A 21,234-nucleotide genomic window follows, 5' to 3' on the forward strand; every position below is an offset into this window, starting at 1 on the left:
TCCTAGGACTTTATGTACGGCTTGCCGCTGGCTGCGGGGCCGCGGATCTGACCGGCGAAACCGGCGACCGCGAGCAGCGTCACGACATACGGGAGCATCAGCATGAACTCGCCGGGGATCGGTGTCTTGAGGATCGACAGCAGGTTCTGCAGGTTCGTCGCGAAGCCGAACAGCAGGGCGGCGAGGGTCGCGCGGATCGGGTCCCACCGTCCGAAGATGACGGCGGCGAGGGCGATGAAGCCGAGACCCGCCGTCATGTCCTTTCCGAATTGCGGCACGGAGACCAGGGTGAAGTACGCACCGCCGATGCCGGCGATCGCGCCCGCGAGGAGCACGTTCCAGAACCGGGTCGCGTTCACCTTGATGCCGACCGTGTCCGCCGCCTGCGGGTGCTCGCCCACGGCACGGACGCGGAGCCCCCACTTCGTGCGGTACAGGCCCCAGGCGACGATCGCGACGGTGATGAACATGAGGTACACGATGAACGTCTGGTTGAAGAGCACCGGCCCGATGATCGGGATGTCGCTGAGCAGCGGGATCTCGATGCGGCTGAAGCGCACCGGCGTGTTGAGGGCGGTCTCGTTCGGCGCCAGCAGCGCCCCGTAGAGGAACCCGGTGAGACCGCTGACGAGGACGTTGAGCACCACACCGACGATGACCTGCTCGACGAGGTACTTGATCGCGAATGCGGCCAGCACTGCGGCCACGAGCACGCCGCCGAGCATGGCGCCCAGCAAACCGACGAACGGGCTGCCGGTGACGCTCGAGAGCAACGCGGCAGCGAACGCTCCGAGGAGCAGCTGGCCCTCGATCGCGACGTTGACGACACCGGCACGCTCGCCGATGACCCCTCCGAGGGCACCGAACACGAGCGGGACCGACAGAGAGACGGCTCCGAAGAGCAGGCTGCTGACGGGAACGAGGCCTCCGGCGCCCGCCCACACGAGGAACCCGAAGACGGCGATCACGCTGAAGGCGATCACCAGCCAGATCGAGGGCTTGCGGTACGACCATGCCCGCAGGAACGCGAGCACCGACAGCAGCGCGAGGATCACGATGACGACCCAGCTGGTCGGCCCCGTCGGCAGCGCCACATCCGGCAGTGCGATAGGCGACGACGGGTCGTTGAGTCGGAACTTGCTGGTGCCGCTGCGGGGCACGAGCAGGAACAGGAGCGCCAGCAGCACGGTGGCCGCCGCGAGGACGATCGGCGCCTTCAGGTGCCGCTCGCGCACGGTGGCGAGCTGCACGGTTCCGTCGGCGGCTTCACTCTGGACGAGGGAGGTCATGCGGTCACCGCCTTCTTCGCGGCCTTGGCTCTCGCCTTGGCTGCCTTCTCCGCATCGGTCTTCGGCAGGAAGAACACCGTGCGCAGCAGCGGCGGCGCGGCGATGAACAGCACGACGAGCGACTGCACGACGAGCACGATGTCGACCGGGATGTCCTGCGCCTGCATCGAGAACGAGCCGGCCTTGAGCGCGCCGAACAGGATGCCTGCGGCGAAGGCGCCCCACGCGCGGCTCCGTCCGAGCAGGGCGACGGTGATGGCGTCGAAGCCGATGCCCGCGTCGATCGTCTCGGTGATGCCTGTGGTGACCGCTCCCTGCACCTGGTTCATGCCCGCGAGTCCGGCGAGACCGCCGGCGAGGAGCATGGCGTAGACGTAGACGCGCTGCACGCTGATTCCGGCCGCACGTGCGGCATGCGGGTTCTCGCCCACCGCGCGCATCCGCATTCCGAGCGAGGAGCGCTCGATCAGCCACCAGACGAACAGGGTGGCGATGATGACGATCACGAACCCGAGATCGAGCAGCGGGAACTGCGGGCCGAGGAGCTCGGGGAACTGCGCGCTCTCCGGGGTGGCGTAGCCGAGCGCCTGGTTCGTGCCCGGCTTCTGCAGCAGACCGGGGGTGCGGATCATCCACAGCAGCAGGTAGTACGCCACGTAGTTGAGCATGATGGTGAGGATGACCTCGTGAGCGCCCGTGCGCGCCTTGAGCAGACCGGCGATCGCTCCCCACAGTGCGCCGCCGGCGATTCCGGCGATCAAGGTGACCGGGATGTGCAGCCAGAACGGCAGGTCGAGCTGGAAGGTGAGGAGCCCGGCGGCGGCGACGCCGATCAGCATCTGACCGCGCGCACCGATGTTGAACAGGCCGACGCGGAAGGCGAGGGCGACGCCGAGACCGGCGGCGATCAGGGGTGCCGCGAAGCCCAGCGTGTTGGTCAACGGGCGGATCTGCGCGGCGAAGTCCGCGCCTCGTGCGTTGAAGATGGCTCCGCGGAAGAGCGCTTCGTAGCCGTTGTAGACCGCGTTCCAGATCGCGGCGAAGGTGTCGCTCGGACGCTGGAAGAAGTAGCCGGATGCCTCGAGCACATCCTCGTTCGTGAAGGCGATCAGGATGCCGCCGACGACCAGCGCGAGGAAGATCGCGAGGATCGTCGTGACCGCGCTGCCGCGGAGCATCTCCTTCAGGATCACGTTGCCGCGCGGAGGCGGCGGAACGGCGCCCGAATCGCGCATCGTCGTGGTCGTGTTCACCGAGAGCTGATCAGCGGATCCCTGACCCGCCGAGCTGCTCCCCTGTGGGGTCGTACCGCTCATGCGGCCACCTCTCCCTCGGCGGCGCCCGCCATCATCAGTCCCAGCGTCTCGCGCGGGGTGTCGCCGGGAACGATCCCGACGATCGTGCCTCTGTACATGACCGCGATGCGGTCGGCGAGAGCCGCCACCTCGTCGAGCTCGGTCGAGACGACGACGACCGGAATGCCGGCGTCCCGCGTCTCGATGATCCTTTTGTGAATGAACTCGATGGAGCCGACGTCGACTCCTCGGGTCGGCTGCGCGGCGACGAGCAGCCTGAGCTCGCGGCTCATCTCACGGGCGATCACGACCTTCTGCTGGTTTCCTCCTGAGAGGGTTCCTGCCGGGGTGTGCGGGCCCTGCGTGCGGATGTCGTACTCGCTGATCCGTGCGCGGGCGAAGTCCTCGAGCGCGGATCGGCGGATGGTCCCACCCCGGCTGAACTCGTCGTCGCCCGTGCGGTCGAGGATCAGGTTCTCCGCGACCGAGAAGCCTGCGACGAGTCCATCCTCGGTCCGGTCCTCGGGAACGAAGCCGACGCCGGCGTCGAGGATCGCTCGGACGCTCTTTCCGACCAGTTCGGTTCCCCCGAGGGTGATCGATCCTTCGACTCTGGCCGCGAGGCCGACGATGGCCTCGACCAGCTCGGTCTGGCCGTTGCCCTGCACCCCGGCCACGGCGAGCACTTCGCCAGGGCGCACGGAGAAGTCGATGCCGTCGACGACGATCGCTCCCGCGGAGGTGAGCACGCGAAGTCCCTTGACCTCGAGGCCGCCCTCGCCGAGGCGCGGCGGGTCCTTGTGCACCGTGAGCTCGACCGCGCGGCCGACCATCAGCGAGGCCAGCTCGGCGTTGGTCGCCGTGGGCGATGCCTCGCCGACGATCCGGCCGAGGCGGACGATCGTGATGGTGTCCGCGACCTCGCGCACCTCGCGCAGCTTGTGGGTGATGAAGACGATCGCCGTGCCCTCGTCTCGGAGCTGACGCATGATGCCCATCAGCTCGTCCGTCTCCTGCGGCGTGAGCACGGCGGTGGGCTCATCGAAGACCAGGACCTTGGCGTCGCGCGAAAGCGCCTTGATGATCTCGACCCGCTGCTGCACACCGACGGGGAGGTCGCCGACGATGGCGTCAGGGTCGATGTCGAAGCCGAAGCGGGCGGCGACGGCGCGGACATGCTCACGCGCCTTGGTGATGTCGAGGGTGCCCAGTCCCTTGGTCTGCTCATGACCGAGCATGACGTTCTCGGCCACCGTGAACACGGGGACGAGCATGAAGTGCTGATGCACCATGCCGATGCCGGCGTTCATCGCGTCGCCGGGGCCGCGGAACCGCTGGACGACGTCGTCCAGGAGGATCTCGCCCTCATCGGCCTGGTACAGACCGTAGAGGACGTTCATCAGAGTCGATTTGCCTGCGCCGTTCTCGCCGAGCAGCGCATGGATCTGCCCCGGCTCGACGACCAGGTCGATGTGGTCGTTGGCCACCAGGGTTCCGAACCGCTTGGTGATACCGCGAAGTTCGAGCTTCATATCTGCACCTTATCCAGAAGTGTCATCCAGAAGAGTCCGAAGAATCTTCGGCGCATCGCACGGGGATCGCCCGGATGCGCCGCGAACAGTCGTCATCGTCCGTCCACGGCGCGGGGCGAGTGGCCGCTTGCGCCACTCGCCCCGCCATGGATGTGAACTGCTTACGGGGAGTTCTCCGACTCCACCGTGATGTCACCCGAGATGATCTGCTCCTGCAGAGCGGAGATCTCGTCGAGCAGGCCGTCGGGCAGGTCGCCCTCGAAGGCACCGAAGCCCGAGAGCTTGACGCCCTCGTTCTCGAGCGTGCCGATGTAGGGAGCCGGGTCGAAGTCGCCCTCGGATGCGGCGACGGTCGCGTCCTCGACGGCCACGTCGATGGCCTTCATGATCGAGAAGAGGGTGACGTCGGCCACGCTCTCGTCGGCCACTGCGAGGTCACTGTCGACGCCGACCAGCAGCGTGTCCTTGCCGCTGTCGGCGATGGCAGCCGCAGCGCTCTGGTAGATCGGTCCACCGACCGGGAGGATCACGTCGACGCCCTGGTCGAGCACGCCCTGGGCGGTCTGCTTGGCGGTGTCGTTCGCGTCGAAGCCGCCGGTGAAGGAGCCCTTCTGCGTGGCGGCGTCCCAGCCGAAGACCTCGACGGCGCCGGACTTGTCCTCGTTGTACTTCTCGACTCCGAGCTGGAAGCCGTCCATGAACACGGCGACCGACGGGATCTGCATTCCGCCGAAGGTGCCGACCTTGCTCACGCCCGACGCAGCGGACCAGCCTGCGGCGGCGTAGCCACCGAGGTAGGCGGCCTGAGCCGTGTCGAACACGAGGGGCTTGATGTTGGGAGCGTCGGTCGTGCCGTCGAAGTCGTTGTCGGCGTAGTCGTCGATGATCGCGTAGTCGATCTCGGGGTTGGCCAGAGCGGACTCGACGGTCGCGGCCGAGAGCTTGAAGCCGACTGCGACGATGAGCGAGCAGCCCTCCGAGACCGCGGTCTCGAGGTTCGGCGCGTAGTCGTTGTCGTTGGCCGACTCGAACTCGATCGGCTTGACGCCGAGAGTCTCCGCGGCCCGGTCCATGCCTTCCTTGGCAGACTGGTTGAACGACTTGTCGTTCCAGCCGCCGGCGTCGGAGACGAGGCAGGGGATGAAGTCGGAGTCAGCCTCGCCGCCGCCGGTGCCGCCCGATTCGGTAGGAGCCTGGCCGCAGCCGGCGAGTGCGAAGACGACGCCAGCGGCGATGGTCGCGCCGAGCAGCTTCTTGGTGGTGGAGATGGTCAACTCATGCCTCCTGAACGGTGCCGCGGCCCTCGCGGATCGCTCAAAGTTACCCAGTGTTTCGACATTTGCGCATGCACGACGGCGAAGCGCTGGCGAATGGTTACAAAGCTGAAACCAAGCCAGCCGATGAGCGACACCCCCTGCTCATCAGAGCACGTCACTCCGACCGGTCAGCTTCAGGGACTCGACCACGCCCTTCACGCGCTGCGCATGCTCGATGGTGGTGACGAGCAGGGCGTCGGGAGTGTCGACCACCACGATGTCCTTCACGCCGATCAGGCTGATCACACGCGAGGTCTGACTCACGAGGATGCCGCTGGCCGCATCCGACAGCACGCGGGCTTTCGGCCCGAGGACGGCGAGGTCGTTCTTCCGACCGTTGTTGATGAGCTTGGTGAGGGAGGCGAAGTCCCCCACGTCGTCCCAGTCGAAGTGGCCCGGCACGACCGCGAGGCGTCCGCGACGCGCAGCCGGCTCCGCCACCGCGTAGTCGATCGCGATCTTCTTCAGCCCGGGCCAGATCCGATCCACCGCGGGGCCGCGGCGTTCACGGTCGTCCCATGCCTCGGCGAGTTCGAGCAGCCCGGCGTGCAGGGCAGGCTCGTTCGCGGCGAGCTCATCGAGCAGCACGCTCGCCTTCGCGATGAACATGCCGGCGTTCCAGAGGTAGCCACGGTCGGCGAAGTAGGCCGTCGCGGTCTCGAGGTCGGGCTTCTCGACGAAGCTCTCGACGAGGGCGGCCTCGCGCGCCCCCTCGACGACGAGCTCCGCACCCGTCTTGATGTAGCCGAATCCGATCGCCGGTTCGGTCGGCGAGATGCCGATCGTGCAGATGTATCCCTCGCGCGCGACCTCGACGGCGTCGCGGACGGCGAACTCGAACACCCGAGTGCTGCGGATGACGTGGTCGGCGCTGAACGAGCCGATGATCACATCGGGGTCCCTGCGATGCAGGATCGCGGCCGCCAGCCCGATCGCCGCGGCGGACTCCCGCGGCTCCGACTCCAGGAACACATTCAGATCCGGTATCCCGGGCAGCTCCGCCTCGACAGCCGCTCGGTGCGCCCGTCCGGTGACCACGGCGATGCGGCCGGCCCCGGCCAACGGCTCCAGCCTGTCCCACGTGTCGCGGAGAAGGGAGTGCCCCGAGCCCGTGAGGTCGTGCAGGAACTTCGGCGCGTCCGCGCGGGAGAGAGGCCAGAGTCGGCTGCCGATTCCGCCGGCGGGGATCACGGCGTAGAAGTTCTCGATGGGTTGACTCACCCTGCAAGGGTATAGCCACGAAAAGTCTCGACATCGAGACACTTAGGCTCCCCTTCGTCGCCCGCGGTCGCTTCACGGGAATAGGATGGTGTCCGATCGGCCGTGCCTGATGACAGCAGGCTCACGCTTGGAAGACGCACTGCACGCGACCGAGTCACTTCGATCCAGGGAGGACGACCGTGTCCACAAGCGCTCGCTTGACACCGTCGATTTCGGAAACCACTTCCAAGACGCCCCGCGGCACCCTCTACAGGGGTCGCGAAGGCATGTGGTCGTGGGTGCTTCACCGCATCACCGGAGTCGCCATCTTCTTCTTCCTGTTGGTGCATGTGCTCGACACTGCACTCATCAGGGTCTCCCCCGAGGCGTACAACGCCGTCATCGGCACGTACAAGAACCCGATCATGGCGCTCGGCGAGGTCGTGCTGGTCGCGGGCATCGTGTTCCACGCGATGAACGGACTCCGCATCATCGCCGTCGACTTCTGGTCGAAGGGCGCCAAGTACCAGCGTCAGCTGTTCTGGGGCGTACTCCTGGTGTGGGGAATCATCATGGCAGGCTTCGTGCCCCGGCACCTGATGCTCGCGTTCGCCGGCTTCGGAGGAGGACACTGATGACCGCTCAGACCGTCGCAGCCCCTGTCCGCCGTCAGCGCGGATTCAACCTCGAGAAGTGGGGCTGGCTCTTCATGCGCGCCTCCGGCGTCGTGCTCGTCGTGCTCATCTTCGGCCACCTGTTCATCAACCTGATGGTCGGCGAGGGCATCCACGCTCTGGACTTCGCGTTCATCGCCGGCAAGTTCGCCACGCCGTTCTGGCAGTGGTGGGACGTCATCATGCTCTGGCTCGCGCTGATCCACGGCGCCAACGGCATGCGCACGATCGTCAACGACTATGTGACGAACAACACCGCTCGCAAGGCGCTGATCTGGGCCCTCGGCCTGGCCGCGGCCCTGCTCATCATCCTCGGCACCCTGGTCGTCTTCACATTCGACCCGTGCCTCGGCGTGACCGAGTCGAGCACACTGTGGGAACAGTGCCAGACGCTGGGCAAGTAGAAGAGAAGGCATACGAGAAGTGACTACCGAGACCCAGGATTCCGTCGTGCGCGACGGCGTGCACTACCACCAGTTCGACATCGTCATCGTGGGCGCCGGCGGCGCCGGCATGCGGGCGGCCATCGAGGCAGGCTCCGGCGCGAAGACCGCGGTCATCTCCAAGCTCTACCCCACGCGCTCGCACACCGGCGCGGCGCAGGGCGGCATGGCGGCTGCGCTCGCGAACGTCGAAGAGGACAGCTGGGAGTGGCACACCTTCGACACCGTCAAGGGCGGCGACTACCTGGTCGACCAGGATGCTGCGGAGATCCTCGCTAAAGAGGCGATCGACGCGGTCATCGACCTCGAGAACATGGGTCTCCCCTTCAACCGCACGCCCGAGGGCAAGATCGACCAGCGTCGATTCGGCGGCCACACCGCCGAGCACGGGAAGACCCCGGTGCGCCGCGCATGCTACGCCGCCGACCGCACCGGCCACATGATCCTGCAGACGCTCTTCCAGAACTGCGTCAAGCTCGGCATCAACTTCTTCAACGAGTTCTACGTGCTCGACCTGCTCACCGTGAAGGATGCCGACGGCAAGACCCAGGTCTCCGGCGTCGTCGCGTACGACCTCTCGACGGGCGAACTGCACGTCTTCCAGGCCAAGGCCGTGATCTTCGCGACCGGCGGCTTCGGCAAGATCTTCAAGACGACGTCGAACGCGCACACCCTCACGGGCGACGGCGTCGGCATCGTCTGGCGCAAGGGTCTCCCCCTCGAGGACCTCGAGTTCTTCCAGTTCCACCCCACCGGCCTCGCCGGCCTCGGCATTCTCCTCACCGAGGGCGCCCGCGGCGAGGGAGCGATCCTGCGCAACGCCTCGGGCGAGCGCTTCATGGAGCGCTACGCCCCGACCATCAAGGACCTCGCACCTCGCGACATCGTCGCCCGCTGCATGGTGCAGGAGGTGGCCGAAGGCCGCGGCGCCGGCCCCCACAAGGACTACGTGCTGCTGGACTGCACCCACCTGGGCGCTGAGGTGCTCGAGACCAAGCTGCCCGACATCACCGAGTTCGCCCGCACGTACCTGGGCGTCGACCCGGTCGTCGAGCCCGTGCCGGTCATGCCGACGGCGCACTACGCGATGGGCGGCATCCCCACGAACAACGACGCAGAGGTTCTCGCCGACAACACCACGGTCGTCCCGGGTCTCTACGCCGCCGGCGAGTGCGCGTGCGTCTCGGTGCACGGCGCCAACCGTCTCGGCACCAACTCTCTGCTCGACATCAACGTGTTCGGCAAGCGCGCAGGGCGCAACGCGGTGGAGTACGTCAAGACCGCCGAGTTCGTGCCGCTGCCCGAGAACCCCGCCGCGTTCGTCTCCGACATGCTCGAGGGCCTGCGCAACAACCAGGGCACCGAGCGCATCGCCGTGCTCCGCAAGGCGCTCCAGGACGAGATGGACAAGGGCGCGCAGGTCTTCCGCACGCACGAGTCGCTCGAGCACGTGCTGGGTGTCATCAAGGAGCTGCGCGACCGGTACATGAACGTGCACGTCGACGACAAGGGCAAGCGGTTCAACACCGATCTGCTCGAGGCCGTCGAGCTGGGGTTCCTGCTCGACATCGCCGAGGTCGTCGTCTACGCGGCGCAGAACCGCGAGGAGAGCCGTGGCGGCCACATGCGCGACGACTTCCCCACTCGCAACGACGAGAAGTACATGCAGCACACGATGGCCTACCTGACGGGCGATCCGCACTCCTCCACTCCGAGCGACCACATCAAGCTCGACTGGAAGCCGGTCGTGTTCACGAAGAACGAGCAGGGCGAGTTGAACTACCCGCCGATGGAGAGGAAGTACTGAGCATGTCGAGCGCCATCGCCGAAGCTCCCGCGGACACGACGCAGGAGACGGGCATCCAGTCGTTCATCGTCACGTTCAACATCCGTCGATTCGACCCCGAGATCGACTCCGAGCCGCACTGGGTCGACTACGACGTGGAGCTGTACTCGACCGACCGCGTCCTCGACGCTCTGCACAAGATCAAGTGGGAGGTCGACGGCTCGCTCACGTTCCGCCGCTCGTGCGCCCACGGCATCTGCGGATCCGATGCGATGCGCATCAACGGCCGCAACCGCCTGGCGTGCAAGACGCTGATCAAGGACCTCGACATCTCGAAGCCGATCTACGTCGAGGCGATCAAGGGCCTGCCGCTCGAGAAGGACCTCGTCGTCGACATGGAGCCCTTCTTCGCGTCGTACCGCGAGGTGCAGCCGTTCCTCGTCGCGAACTCCGTGCCGGAGAAGGGCAAGGAGCGGGTCCAGTCGATCGCCGATCGCGAGATCTTCGACGACACCACCAAGTGCATCCTCTGCGCCGCGTGCACCTCGTCGTGCCCCGTCTTCTGGACCGACGGTCAGTACTTCGGACCCGCAGCCATCGTGAACGCGCACCGGTTCATCTTCGACTCCCGCGACGACAACGCAGCGGTCCGTCTCGACATCCTCAACGACAAGGAAGGCGTCTGGCGCTGCCGCACGACCTTCAACTGCTCCGAGGCATGCCCCCGCGGCATCGAGGTCACCAAGGCGATCGCCGAGGTCAAGCAGGCAGTGCTGCGCGGTCGTCCCTGACGATTACGCGGATCTGAGAACGGGCGGGCTCCCCACGGGGACCCGCCCGTTTTCGTCGCTTGGATAAGGTGAAGACGTGTCAGATCCCGATCGCGCGGCGTCAGAGGCCGGCCGCCTGGATGCGGCCGTCGAGCGCGCGACCGCGCTGACGAAGCGCACGCTGGGGCTGTTCCCTGTGCGTGTCTGGCGCCACTTCCTGCAGCACAACGGATTCCTGCTCGCCGCAGGGGTGAGCTATCAGGCGCTCTTCGCGATCTTCGCGGCGATCTACCTCGCCTTCGCGATCGCCGGTCTCTGGCTCGGTGGCAGCAGCGAAGCGGTCGACGGCATGATCGACATCATCAACAGCTACATCCCGAATCTGATCCAGGATCAGGGCGGGGTGTTCACGCCGGCCCAGGTGCGGGAGATCGCGGCCAGCACGACGGGGATCCTGAGCATCACCGGTCTGATCGCACTCGGAACGGTGATCTGGACCGCCATCGGGTGGGTGACGTTCTCGCGACGCGCGACGCGCGACATCTTCGGCCTGCCGCCCGATCGCCGCAGCTACATCATCCTGAAGGCGCGCGATCTGCTCGCCGCACTCATCTTCGGCGTCTCGCTGATCGCCGGTTCGCTGCTCAGCTCCGCCAGCGCGGTCGCGCTGGCCTGGATTCTCAGTCTCCTCGGGTGGGGAGCCTCCCTCGACGGCCTGACCAGCATCCGCATCGGCACTGTGCTGGTCTCCTTCGCGGTGCTGTCAGCATCGCTCGCGGCGATGGTCCGCTTCCTCACCGGCACATCTCTGCACTGGGGAACGATCTGGCCCGGAGCGCTCCTTGGCGGCGGGGCCATGACGGTGCTGCAGTTCGGGGCGGGGTTCCTGCTGAGCTACACCCCGTCCAACCCCCTGCTCGCGACGTTCGCGATCTTCATCGGCCTGCTGCTCTGGTTCCGGGTCAACGGCGTGGTGATGCTGGTGGCGTCCTCGTGGATCGCAGTCAGCGCCCAGGACCGGGATCTCCCTCTGCTCTCCCAGACGGAGGCGGAGCGACGGCTGGCGGAGCATCAGACGCTGCTGGAGGCGGCGCGGATCCGGGTTCGCGAAGCCCGGGCCGCTCGCGACGACGCGCCGTGGTACCGCACCTGGCAGACCGAACGCGCCCTGCGTGCGGCTGAGAAGGAACTCGAGTCCCTCGAGGCATCCGCTCCCCCGCCCGTCGATGAGAGCACGCCTCTCGCTCAGCGCCTCCTCGCGGAGCTGCAGCGTCCGTCCAAGGATGTCGGCGGTCCTCGTTAGGCTGGTGAGCATGCCTCATCTGCGTATCGCCTCGGTCAATGTCAACGGTATCCGAGCGGCGGCTCGCAACGGCATGAGCGGCTGGCTCGACGCCGCCGACGTCGACATCCTGACCTTGCAAGAGGTCCGCGGTCAGGACGAGCACCTCGAGGCCGCACTTCCGGGCTGGACGTTCGTGCACGACGAGGCGACGGCCAAGGGCCGCGCAGGTGTGGCGATCGCGAGCCGCGTCCCGGCCCTCGCCTCGCGTACCGATTTCGGAGATGCCGACTTCGATTCGAAGGGCCGTTGGATCGAGGCCGACTTCCTCATCGGCGACCGGCCTCTCACCGTCGTCAGCGCTTACGTGCACAGCGGCGAGGCCGACACTCCGAAGCAGGAGGAGAAGTGGAGGTTCCTCGACGCCTTCGGCACGCGCCTGGCCGCGCTCGCTGAGACTGACGACGCGCTCGCACTCGTGACCGGCGATCTGAACGTCGGGCACCGTGAACTCGACATCAAGAACTGGCGCGGCAACCGCAAGAAGGCCGGTTTCCTCCCCCGCGAGCGCGCCTACTTCGACCGATTCCTCGGAGCAGCTGGCGAGACGGTCGAGGGCGCAGACGGATCCACCGGCACCGGTCTCGGCTGGGTCGACGTCGGACGCGTGTTCCACGGCGAGGTCGAGGGCCCGTACACCTGGTGGTCGATGCGCGGTCAGGCATTCGACAACGATTCAGGGTGGCGCATCGATTACCACCTCGCGACTCCCTCTCTCGCCGAGCGGGTCACTGCTTATCACGTCGCCCGTGCAGCAGCCTACGATCAGCGCTGGAGCGACCACGCTCCGGTCGTCGTCGACTACACGTACTGATCGCCCGCGGTCTCGGTCTCGGTCTCGGGGCTATCAGGCCGTAACGAGCGCGACGATCAGCCCGACCGCGACCGCGAGGTAGCCGATCAAGCTCCACAGATAGGCGGTTCCCCTGCGTGCGCGTGGGAACATGAGCGGCACCGCGATCGCAACGAGGATGCCGGTGATGAGCGCGAGGAACGTGCCGAAGATCATCCCGTATCCGTGCGGATCGCCGCTCGTCCATCCGAACCGGCTGCTCAACGCCATCCATGCGAGCAGGACGAACGATGCGCCGAACAGCACCGTGAGCACGAGTCCGATGATGCGGGAGAGAAGATCCCGACGCTGCCCTTCGGTGCCAGCAGCAGTCGTCATGGAGCGAGTCTCCCCCGCCGGCTCGCGGACCACCACCACCCCCATAGGATTGATACCGTGACGAAACCTCGCCTCTACTCAGGAATGCAGCCCTCCGCCGACTCTCTGCAGATCGGCAACTACATCGGTGCTCTCCTGCAGTGGCGCGACCTGCAGAGCTCCTATGACGCCTACTTCTCGGTGGTCGACCTGCATGCGCTCACTGTCGCGCAGAATCCTGCAGAGCTGCGAGAGAAGACCCGTCGCACCGCCGCCCAGTACATCGCGGCGGGCATCGAGCCCTCACTGTCGACGCTGTACGTGCAGTCGCACGTCCGCGCGCATGCAGAGCTCGCCTGGATCCTCTCGACGATCACCGGATTCGGTGAAGCTGGCCGCATGACGCAGTTCAAGGACAAGTCGGCGCGATACGGCGCCGACGCCACGAGCGTCGGCCTGTTCACCTACCCGGTGCTGATGGCGGCCGACATCCTGCTCTACCAGACCGACGTCGTGCCGGTCGGCGACGACCAGAAGCAGCACGTCGAGCTGACCCGCGACCTCGCCGAGCGCTTCAACTCGCGATTCGGCGAGACGTTCGTCGTTCCCCGACCTGTCATCCAGAAGGACACGGCGCGCATCTACGACCTGCAGAACCCGACGTCGAAGATGTCGAAGTCGGCAGAGAGCGACGCGGGTGTGCTGTGGATGCTGGACGACCCGGCGAAGTCGGCCAAGAAGATCATGCGCGCGGTGACCGACAACGAGGGCTCGGTCCGCTTCGATCGCGAGAGCAAGCCCGGGGTCTCGAACCTGCTGACCATCTACGCCGCGCTCTCAGGACGACAGGTTCCCGCGATCGAGGACGAGTACGCGGGCCGCGGCTACGGTGACTTCAAGAAGGGTCTCGCCGAGGTCGTCGTGAACGAATTCGAACCCGTGCGCGCCCGCGCGCTCGAGCTTCTCGACGACCCGGCCGAGCTCGATCGAATCCTCGCGCAGAACGCCGCACGTGCGGATGCCGTCGCCGACGCCACTCTCGGAGCGGTCTACGAGCGGGTCGGACTGCTTCGTCGCGTCTGACCTCGACAGCCATAGGATGGGGGCGTGACTGATCCGCAGCAGCCCCCGTCCGGTGCCGTTCCGCCTGTGCCTCCCCTGCCCCGGCCGGCCGACGAGCAGCCGCAGTTCGCGACACCCGAGCCGTCCACCGCGCCGCCAGCGGCATCACAGCCCGCGTCGCCGGCACCGCCTTCGTACGCGACGCCCCCCGCTCCTCCCGCGTATCAGCCGGCTCCTCCCGCATATCAGCCGGCTCCTCCCGCATATCAGAGCGCTCCTCCCGCATATCAGAACGCTCCTCCCGCCTATCCGGGAGGTCCTCCGGCGGCTCCCGCCGACCCCAGCGAGCAGGCCTTCCCCGCTCCCGGTGCCCCTGGCCAGACGTTCACCGCAGCTCAGCCCGCCCCCGCTTACCCGGCACCGACGGGAGCTCCCGTCTACCCGCACCTCGCCGGCCAGCAGCCCGGTGCGCCCGCTTATCAGGCGGCTCCTCCCGGCGCGTACCAGGTTCCGGTCGGCGGCTACGCGGCGCCCGCGGGCGCATACCAGGCGCCGGTCACCGCAGAGAAGAAGTCAGGGCTGCTCGGCATCCTGGCACTGATCCTCGCCATCGTGGCCGCTGTCGTCACGCCGATCGTCGCCGGAGTCGCGGGGTTCGAGATCGGCCGTCGTCTTCCGGGCGGTCTCGACACGACCGATCCCGACTTCCTGTCGATCCTCTCGCCCGCGCGGGATCAGGTGCTGTGGGCGGAGATCTCGTTCTGGACGGGGACCGTCCTCGGCATCGCCGCCATCGTCATCGGCATCATCGCGATCCGCAAGAAGCAGGCGCGCGGCGCCGGCATCACAGCGCTCGTCGTCGCGGTGCTCGGCCCGATCATCTTCTGGGTCGTGCTGCTGGTGACACTGTCGACCGGAACCGCGACCAGCCTCGTGCCGTAACGTCGCCACACGACAACCGCACCTCGTTGAGTTCAGCGCGGTGCGTGGTGCTTCTGCTGCGCGGCGAGCAGACCATCCTCGACGAGCAGCTCGACCGCGTCAGCCCCGTCCGACACGAGGATCGGCAGGTTCGCGCGTTCGTCCTTGCCGAACGGCGAGAGCACCCAGTCGGCGGGGTCCTGCCGCCCCACCGGGCGCCCGATGCCGACACGCACCCGCGGGAACTCCGCGGTGGTGAGAGCACGGGCGATGTCGCGCACACCGTTGTGTCCGCCGTGACCTCCGCCGATCTTGAGCTTGACGGTGTCGAAGGGGATGTCGAGTTCGTCGTGGACGACGATGACCTGCTCCGGCGGCACCGAGTAGAAGCGGGCGAGAGCCGCCACCGGAGTGCCCGAGACGTTCATGAACGTGTTCGGCTTGGCGAGCACGAGCTTGTCACCGCCCGGTCGCACCCAGGTCTCGACGACACGTGCCCCGCCTTTGTGCTCGCGAAAGCTCTCACCGCGGCGAGAGGCGAGCTCGTCGACGACCATCTGACCGATGTTGTGGCGCGTCGCCTCGTATCGCGGGCCGGGGTTGCCGAGCCCCACCACGAGCCAGGTGGATGCCATGTGTGGTCGTCCTCTCGCATTCGGGCCCTTCACGGTGCCCGGGTCAGAATACGACAGAGGGGGCGCGATCTGCTCGCGCCCCCTCTGTGTTGCAGTCAGCTGTGCGCTGCGCCTGCGGAGATCACTCCGCGGCGGAAGCCTCCTCGGCGGAAGCCTCGTCGGCTCCGGCCTCGTCCTCACCGAGCGACTCCTCAGCCGGGATCGAGATCGCGACGACGAGCACCTCGGGGTCGGTCAGCAGCGTCGAGCCCTTGGGGAGCGTGACGTCGGCGGCGGTGATGTGCGCGCCCTCCTCGAGACCCTCGACCGAGACCTCGACGTTCTGCGGCAGGTGCGTGGCCTCGGCCTCGATCGAGATCGTGTTCGCGTCCTGGTTGACGATCGTGCCGGGAGCGGACTCGCCGGTCACGATGACGGGAACGTCGATCGTGACCTTCTCGCCCTTGCGGACGACGAGCAGATCGATGTGCTCGATGATCTGGTGCACCGGGTCGCGCTGGACGTCCTTGACGAGGGCGAGCTGGTCCTTGCCGTCGATGTCGAGCTCGAGCAGCGCGTTCGCGCGGCGGATGATGAGCGAGACCTGGTGGCCCGGCAGCGCGACGTGCACGGGGTCGGTGCCGTGGCCGTAGATGACGGCGGGGATCTTGCCTGCGGCACGCAGACGACGGGCGAAGCCCTTGCCGAAGCTCTCGCGGAGCTCGGCCTTGACCTTGGTGTCTTCAGACATGGGGTTCTCCTTCGGGGCACGCAGCGACAGCTACGCGGTGGTCTTGGAATTGTTCTCGAACGCTGACACGTGAGGAAAGCCACCGGCTTGCTTCGCCGCGTCGATAACGGATGCCAGCGCACGCGCAGAAGCATCCCTCGCCGAGGTACTCCTCTCATGGTACCGGATGAGCCGGTAGGCTGAGAACACCGATCCCTCTCTGCAGAACACGGAGTTCCCTCATGCTCGACGGCGTCTTCTTCTCCCACGCGATCGCCTGGCTCATCGGTGCGATGACCGTGTGCGCCGCCGGCTTCACCTTCGCGGCCCTGTTCTCACTCGGACGCTCCGGCTATCGCAAGGACTGACCTCCTCGCGTCCGACACCACCCGTCACACGGGAGCACCACCCCGGGCGCCGCGATAATCTGGAAGCATCCCCTTCTTCTCGATCTAGGAGCCATCTGTGCCCGAAGCATCAGCGAACATCGGAGTCGTCGGACTCGCCGTCATGGGTTCGAACCTCGCCCGCAACCTCGCCAGCCGCGAGGGCAACACGGTGGCGATCTTCAACCGCAGCTACGAGAAGACCGAGACGCTCGTCTCCGACCACCCTGAGGCCGGCTTCATCGCCGCCAAGACGTACCAGGAGTTCGCCGACTCGCTGCAGAAGCCGCGCACCGCGATCATCATGGTCAAGGCCGGCGGCCCGACCGACGCCGTGATCGACTCGCTCGTCGAGGTCTTCGAGCCGGGCGACATCATCGTCGACGGTGGCAACGCGTACTTCCCCGACACGATCCGCCGCGAGAAGGCCGTCCGCGAGACGGGCATCAACTTCGTCGGCGCCGGCATCTCGGGCGGCGAGGAGGGTGCGCTCACTGGCCCCTCGATCATGCCCGGCGGTTCGGACGAGTCCTGGATCACCCTCGGCCCGATCCTCAAGTCGATCGCCGCGATTGCCGAGGGCGAGGCATGCGTGACGCACGTCGGCCACGACGGTGCCGGCCACTTCGTGAAGATGGTGCACAACGGCATCGAGTACGCCGACATGCAGCTGATCGCCGAGGCCTACGACCTCATCCGTCGCGGCACGGGCAAGTCCCCCGCCGAGATCGCCGAGATCTTCGCCGAGTGGAACAAGGGCGAGCTCGAGTCGTACCTGATCGAGATCACCGCAGAGGTGCTGCGTCAGGTGGATGCCGAGACCGGCAAGCCGCTCGTCGACGTCATCCTCGACCAGGCCGGCGCCAAGGGCACCGGTGCCTGGACCGTGCAGACCGCGCTGTCGCTCGGCGTCCCCGTCTCTGGCATCGCCGAGGCCACATTCGCCCGCTCGCTGTCGTCGCACCCCGAGCAGCGCGAGGTCGCAGGCTCGCTCCCCGGCCCCGACGAGGAGTTCGTCGTCACCGACGAGGCCGCGTTCATCGAGGATGTCCGTCTGGCGCTGTATGCGTCGAAGATCGTCGCCTACTCGCAGGGCTTCGACGAGATCCGCGCCGGTGCAGCCGAGTACGGCTGGAACATCGACCTCGGCGCGATCAGCAAGATCTGGCGAGGCGGCTGCATCATCCGCGCCCAGTTCCTCAACCGCATCGCCGACGCGTATGCCGCAGAGCCCGGCCTGCCCGTGCTGCTGACCGCTCCGTACTTCACCGAGGCGATCACACGCGCACAGGCGCCGTGGCGTCGCGTCGTGGTCGCGGCGGCTCAGGCCGGCATCCCTGCTCCGGCGTTCTCGTCGTCGCTGTCTTACTACGACGGCATCCGCGCCGACCGCCTGCCGGCCGCACTCGTGCAGGGACAGCGCGACTTCTTCGGTGCGCACACCTACAAGCGCATCGACAAGCCGGGCACGTTCCACACGCAGTGGTCGGGCGACCGCACCGAGATCGAAGCAGAGGACACGCACTGAGCGCTGTCTGAGACGTGACGAAGGCCCCGGCGAGTATCGCCGGGGCCTTCGTCACGTCTCATCGGGTGATGTCCTGCACAGTCCCCTTCGCGAGCCGCAGCCGTCTTGTCGCCCTGCGAGCCACCGCCGAATCGTGCGTGACGACGATCACCGTGATGCCTTCGGCGCACAGCCCTTCGAGCAGCGCGAGGATCTCATCGCGCATGCTCTCATCGAGGTTGCCTGTCGGCTCGTCCGCGAGCAGCACGCGAGGCCGCTTCACGATCGCCCGCGCGATCGCCACGCGCTGCTGCTGGCCACCCGACAGCTCGGTCGGCAGATGATCGCCGCGGTCGTCGAGACCGACGTGGGCGAGTGCCTGCGCCACGCGGGTCGACCGCTCGGTGCGGCTCAGGTCTGCCGGCTCGAGAGCCATGTTCACGTTCTCGGCGGCGGTGAGCGTGGGGATCAGGTTGAACCCCTGGAAGACGAAGCCGATCTCCTCGGCGCGGATTCGGCTGAGCTCACGAGCGGATGCCGAGGCCAGCTCGACGTCACCGAGCGTCAACGACCCTGACGAGGGCTTGTCGAGCGCGCCGAGCATCTGCAGCAGAGTCGACTTTCCCCCTCCGGTCGGCCCCTGGATCGTGACGAACTCGCCGGAGTCGATGGTGAGGTCGACACCCGTGAGCGCCTTCACCGTGCGTCCCTTCTGTGAATAGGTGCGCGTGACGTCCTTCGCGCGGTACAGCGGTGGCGTGGCAGCCGTGCCGTTCGCGGCCGGGGCGATGTCTGCGATTGTCATGTCCGTGTCTCCTTGTCTGTGACGTGTGTTGGTGAGCCGTCAGGCGACGGATCGCAGGGCTTCGGCCGGGCTGAGACGAGCAGCGCGCCAACCTCCGAACGCTCCGGCGACGAGGCCGCCGAGCACCGCGAGACCGACCGCGGCGACCAGCACCCACGGGGTGAACGGAGCCTGCAGCACGATGTCGGCCGCCTGCTGGGTCTGGAACATGCCGCCTCCCCCGGTGGGGCCTCCGCCCATGCCGCCGGGGCCGCCTTCCGCGTTGCCCGCAGCAGCAGCGGCGACCGTCGGCTTCACGAGGTTGATGACGACGATTCCGGCGATCCCGAGAGCGAGTCCCACCGCGCCCCCGATCAGCCCCTGGACCATGGACTCGCCCGCGACCTGGCGCACGACGCGCCCGTTCGACCAGCCGATCGCTTTGAGGGTGCCGAACTCGCGGGTGCGGCGGGAGACGCCCGACAGCGTCAGCAGCACCGAGAGCAGCACGGCGACCGCGAGCACGATGACCGACAGCCAGGTGCCGAGGTTCGTGATCAGCGACGTCGCGCTCGACAGAGAGCCCGAGACGGTCGAGGCGAGCTCGGACTGCGACGTGATCGTCGCCTCGGGCAGCTCCTCCGCGAGGGCCGCCTGCACCGCATCGATCGACGATGCGGACTCCGCCTGGACGTACACGGTCGAGATGACGTCGCCGGCGCCGGAGAGCTCCTGCGCGGTGTCGAGAGGCAGGTACACGTTCGCCGCGGTGTCGGCAGAGTCGGAGCTGGATGCCACGATGCCGACGATCTCGACGTCGGAACCGGCGACATCGATCGTGTCGCCGACGGCGATCTCGTTCGTGGTCGCGTAGGTGGCGTCGACGAGGGCGACGAGAGCCCCGCCGTCATCGGTGTCGAGAGCGCGACCGTCACTGATCCCGACCGAGGCGAGCGGACCCACGGACGTCACGGCAGGGTCGATGCCGAGCACCGTGAACGAGTCGACGCCGAACGAGCCGCCTCCCGCGCCGCCCTGGGGCGGCGCGTCGCTTTCAGCGGGCGCGGTGCCTTCAGCGGTCCCGTCCTGCGCGCCGAAGCCGCCGCTCGGAAGCTCGCCCGAGAAGGTCGAGTTGGTGAGGCTGAGCGCCGCGGACGCTGCGGTCACGCCCTCGGTCGAGGTGACCGTGTCGAGCACGGACGATTCGAGCGTCCCGCGCATGAAGTCCGTCATCAGGGTCGACTGGCTCAGCGTGGTCGTGTCGCCCTCGGTTGCGCCGTCCTCCGATCCGAAGTCGAAGCGCTGCCCGCCGCCCTCCCCCGGTTCCGTCGCGGCACCGGTGACCGTGAGGTCGGTGCCGACACCATAGACCGACTCCAGCGCCTGAGCCTGTGCATCGCGCACTCCCGCGGTGAGGGCGTTGACGATGATGACCAGGGCGATCGCGACGGCGAGCCCGACCGCGACGATCATCGTCTGTCTCTTGCGGCCAGCCAACTCGCGCCGCAGATATGTCCCGTACATGTGTCTCCTTCCGCCGCGCCGTTCGCGGACCGATGATGACGCTAGGGAGCCGACTTCTGCGCGATCGAGGGAAGAGCGATGAGAACACTATGGGTGGCTGATCTCACAGCGGACGCATAGCGTTCTCCATAGAAACCCCATAGGTGATTCCGCAGAATGTACTCATGAGCTCCGATCTCCCCGAACTGCGCCGCCCCGACGGCTCTCCCCTGCGCATCCTCGCCGTCGACGACGAGCAGATGCTCACCGATCTGCTCGCGATGGCTCTGCGGATGGAGGGCTGGGAGGTGCGCACCGCATCCTCGGGCCTCGAAGCGCTGCAGGTCGCGCGTGAGTTCGAGCCCGATGCTCTCGTGCTCGACATCATGATGCCCGACCTCGACGGCATGGCCGTGCTGCGCCGGCTCCGCGAGTCCGGCAGCCTCGTGCCGGTGCTTTTCCTGACGGCGAAGGATGCCGTGGGCGACCGGGTCGCCGGTCTCACCGCCGGCGGGGACGACTACGTCACGAAGCCCTTCAGCCTCGAAGAGGTGATCGCCCGGCTGCGCGCGATCATCCGTCGCACCGGTCACGCGACAGCCGACGACGGCCAGTCGATCCTCCGCGTCGCCGACCTCACCCTCAACGAGGACAGCCACGAGGTGATGCGCGACGGCACCGAGATCGAGCTGACCGCGACTGAGTTCGAGCTGCTCCGCTACCTCATGCGCAACGAGCGACGAGTGTTGTCGAAGGCGCAGATCCTCGATCGGGTCTGGAGCTACGACTTCGGCGGCAAGTCCTCGGTCGTGGAGCTCTACATCTCGTACCTGCGGAAGAAGATCGACGCAGGGCGCACCCCGCTGCTGCACACGGTGCGAGGCGTCGGCTACATGATCAAGGCGCCGCAGTGAGCCAGACGAGGATGGC

Annotated in this window: 21 protein-coding genes; 11 read left to right on the forward strand and 10 right to left on the reverse strand. The window is 67.3% G+C overall.

The features are described from left to right. Positions 1 to 2: 2 nt before the first annotated feature. From ACIP5T_RS14935 to ACIP5T_RS14955, 5 genes are all read right to left on the reverse strand, one after another. Complete coding sequence (locus ACIP5T_RS14935) at positions 3 to 1,289, reverse strand: ABC transporter permease (protein WP_400865070.1); 1,287 nt, start codon at positions 1,287 to 1,289, stop codon at positions 3 to 5. Next, complete coding sequence (locus ACIP5T_RS14940) at positions 1,286 to 2,605, reverse strand: ABC transporter permease (protein WP_400865073.1); 1,320 nt, start codon at positions 2,603 to 2,605, stop codon at positions 1,286 to 1,288. Before ACIP5T_RS14940 ends, ACIP5T_RS14935 begins: the two co-directional genes overlap by 4 nt. Further along, a complete protein-coding gene (locus tag ACIP5T_RS14945) occupies positions 2,602 to 4,116 on the reverse strand; it encodes an ABC transporter ATP-binding protein (RefSeq protein WP_400865076.1) in 1,515 nt (504 codons plus the stop codon). The genes ACIP5T_RS14940 and ACIP5T_RS14945 overlap by 4 nt, the downstream gene beginning before the upstream one ends. 161 nt (positions 4,117 to 4,277) lie before the next feature. After that, entirely contained in the window at positions 4,278 to 5,390 is a 1,113-nt protein-coding gene (locus ACIP5T_RS14950; RefSeq protein ID WP_400865078.1) for a BMP family protein, read from the reverse strand. Between the two features lie 147 nt (positions 5,391 to 5,537). Beyond that, positions 5,538 to 6,653 (reverse strand): mannose-1-phosphate guanylyltransferase, encoded by a 1,116-nt coding sequence (locus ACIP5T_RS14955; RefSeq protein ID WP_400865081.1) that lies wholly within the window; start codon positions 6,651 to 6,653, stop codon positions 5,538 to 5,540. Positions 6,654 to 6,832: 179 nt separating this feature from the next. On the opposite strand from ACIP5T_RS14955, the gene sdhC reads away from it, so the two are divergent. From sdhC to ACIP5T_RS14985, 6 genes are all read left to right on the forward strand, one after another. Beyond that, positions 6,833 to 7,267 carry a succinate dehydrogenase, cytochrome b556 subunit gene (gene sdhC / locus ACIP5T_RS14960; protein ID WP_072591539.1) on the forward strand — a complete coding sequence of 145 codons (435 nt, stop codon included), beginning with the start codon at positions 6,833 to 6,835 and terminating at the stop codon, positions 7,265 to 7,267. Continuing rightward, on the forward strand, positions 7,267 to 7,710 hold the full coding sequence (locus ACIP5T_RS14965) for a succinate dehydrogenase hydrophobic membrane anchor subunit (protein WP_400865084.1): 444 nt from the start codon (positions 7,267 to 7,269) through the stop codon (positions 7,708 to 7,710). Before sdhC ends, ACIP5T_RS14965 begins: the two co-directional genes overlap by 1 nt. Positions 7,711 to 7,729: 19 nt before the next feature. Then, positions 7,730 to 9,556: a succinate dehydrogenase flavoprotein subunit gene (gene sdhA / locus ACIP5T_RS14970; protein ID WP_400865088.1), complete on the forward strand. Its 1,827-nt coding sequence runs from the start codon at positions 7,730 to 7,732 to the stop codon at positions 9,554 to 9,556. A 2-nt stretch (positions 9,557 to 9,558) separates the two neighbouring features. Continuing rightward, entirely contained in the window at positions 9,559 to 10,326 is a 768-nt protein-coding gene (locus ACIP5T_RS14975) for a succinate dehydrogenase iron-sulfur subunit (protein WP_400865091.1), read from the forward strand. 76 nt (positions 10,327 to 10,402) lie between these two features. Next, complete coding sequence (locus tag ACIP5T_RS14980) at positions 10,403 to 11,608, forward strand: YihY/virulence factor BrkB family protein (protein ID WP_400865094.1); 1,206 nt, start codon at positions 10,403 to 10,405, stop codon at positions 11,606 to 11,608. 10 nt (positions 11,609 to 11,618) lie between these two features. Next, complete coding sequence (locus ACIP5T_RS14985) at positions 11,619 to 12,461, forward strand: exodeoxyribonuclease III (RefSeq protein WP_400865097.1); 843 nt, start codon at positions 11,619 to 11,621, stop codon at positions 12,459 to 12,461. A gap of 33 nt (positions 12,462 to 12,494) precedes the next feature. Here the strand turns inward: ACIP5T_RS14985 and ACIP5T_RS14990 are convergent, their stop codons facing one another. Further along, positions 12,495 to 12,818, reverse strand: coding sequence for a hypothetical protein (locus tag ACIP5T_RS14990; protein WP_400865100.1), 324 nt, complete (start codon positions 12,816 to 12,818; stop codon positions 12,495 to 12,497). Between the two features lie 57 nt (positions 12,819 to 12,875). Between ACIP5T_RS14990 and trpS the strand changes: the two genes are divergently transcribed. Together trpS and ACIP5T_RS15000 are read left to right on the forward strand one after the other, a co-directional pair. Then, a complete protein-coding gene (gene trpS, locus ACIP5T_RS14995) occupies positions 12,876 to 13,880 on the forward strand; it encodes a tryptophan--tRNA ligase (protein ID WP_400865103.1) in 1,005 nt (334 codons plus the stop codon). A gap of 24 nt (positions 13,881 to 13,904) precedes the next feature. Beyond that, on the forward strand, positions 13,905 to 14,801 hold the full coding sequence (locus ACIP5T_RS15000; protein WP_400865106.1) for a hypothetical protein: 897 nt from the start codon (positions 13,905 to 13,907) through the stop codon (positions 14,799 to 14,801). A 32-nt stretch (positions 14,802 to 14,833) separates the two neighbouring features. Here ACIP5T_RS15000 and pth read toward each other — a convergent pair whose 3' ends face one another. Then, on the reverse strand, positions 14,834 to 15,415 hold the full coding sequence (gene pth / locus ACIP5T_RS15005) for an aminoacyl-tRNA hydrolase (RefSeq protein ID WP_400865109.1): 582 nt from the start codon (positions 15,413 to 15,415) through the stop codon (positions 14,834 to 14,836). 121 nt (positions 15,416 to 15,536) lie between these two features. Further along, positions 15,537 to 16,145 carry a 50S ribosomal protein L25/general stress protein Ctc gene (locus ACIP5T_RS15010; RefSeq protein ID WP_400865112.1) on the reverse strand — a complete coding sequence of 203 codons (609 nt, stop codon included), beginning with the start codon at positions 16,143 to 16,145 and terminating at the stop codon, positions 15,537 to 15,539. A gap of 221 nt (positions 16,146 to 16,366) precedes the next feature. On the opposite strand from ACIP5T_RS15010, the gene ACIP5T_RS15015 reads away from it, so the two are divergent. Then, positions 16,367 to 16,492 (forward strand): hypothetical protein, encoded by a 126-nt coding sequence (locus tag ACIP5T_RS15015; protein ID WP_256381367.1) that lies wholly within the window; start codon positions 16,367 to 16,369, stop codon positions 16,490 to 16,492. 97 nt (positions 16,493 to 16,589) lie between these two features. Further along, positions 16,590 to 18,038, forward strand: coding sequence for an NADP-dependent phosphogluconate dehydrogenase (gndA, locus tag ACIP5T_RS15020; protein ID WP_400865116.1), 1,449 nt, complete (start codon positions 16,590 to 16,592; stop codon positions 18,036 to 18,038). A 58-nt stretch (positions 18,039 to 18,096) separates the two neighbouring features. Here the strand turns inward: gndA and ACIP5T_RS15025 are convergent, their stop codons facing one another. After that, the gene (locus tag ACIP5T_RS15025) at positions 18,097 to 18,822 is read right to left on the reverse strand and encodes an ABC transporter ATP-binding protein (RefSeq protein ID WP_400865119.1); all 726 of its coding nucleotides are present in this window, start codon (positions 18,820 to 18,822) and stop codon (positions 18,097 to 18,099) included. Positions 18,823 to 18,861: 39 nt separating this feature from the next. Then, entirely contained in the window at positions 18,862 to 20,325 is a 1,464-nt protein-coding gene (locus ACIP5T_RS15030) for an ABC transporter permease (protein WP_400865122.1), read from the reverse strand. Between the two features lie 164 nt (positions 20,326 to 20,489). On the opposite strand from ACIP5T_RS15030, the gene ACIP5T_RS15035 reads away from it, so the two are divergent. Then, a complete protein-coding gene (locus ACIP5T_RS15035) occupies positions 20,490 to 21,218 on the forward strand; it encodes a response regulator transcription factor (protein ID WP_140037585.1) in 729 nt (242 codons plus the stop codon). The last annotated feature ends 16 nt before the right edge of the window (positions 21,219 to 21,234 follow it).

Source organism: Microbacterium sp. NPDC088619, from assembly GCF_044752825.1.
Lineage (GTDB): Bacteria > Actinomycetota > Actinomycetes > Actinomycetales > Microbacteriaceae > Microbacterium.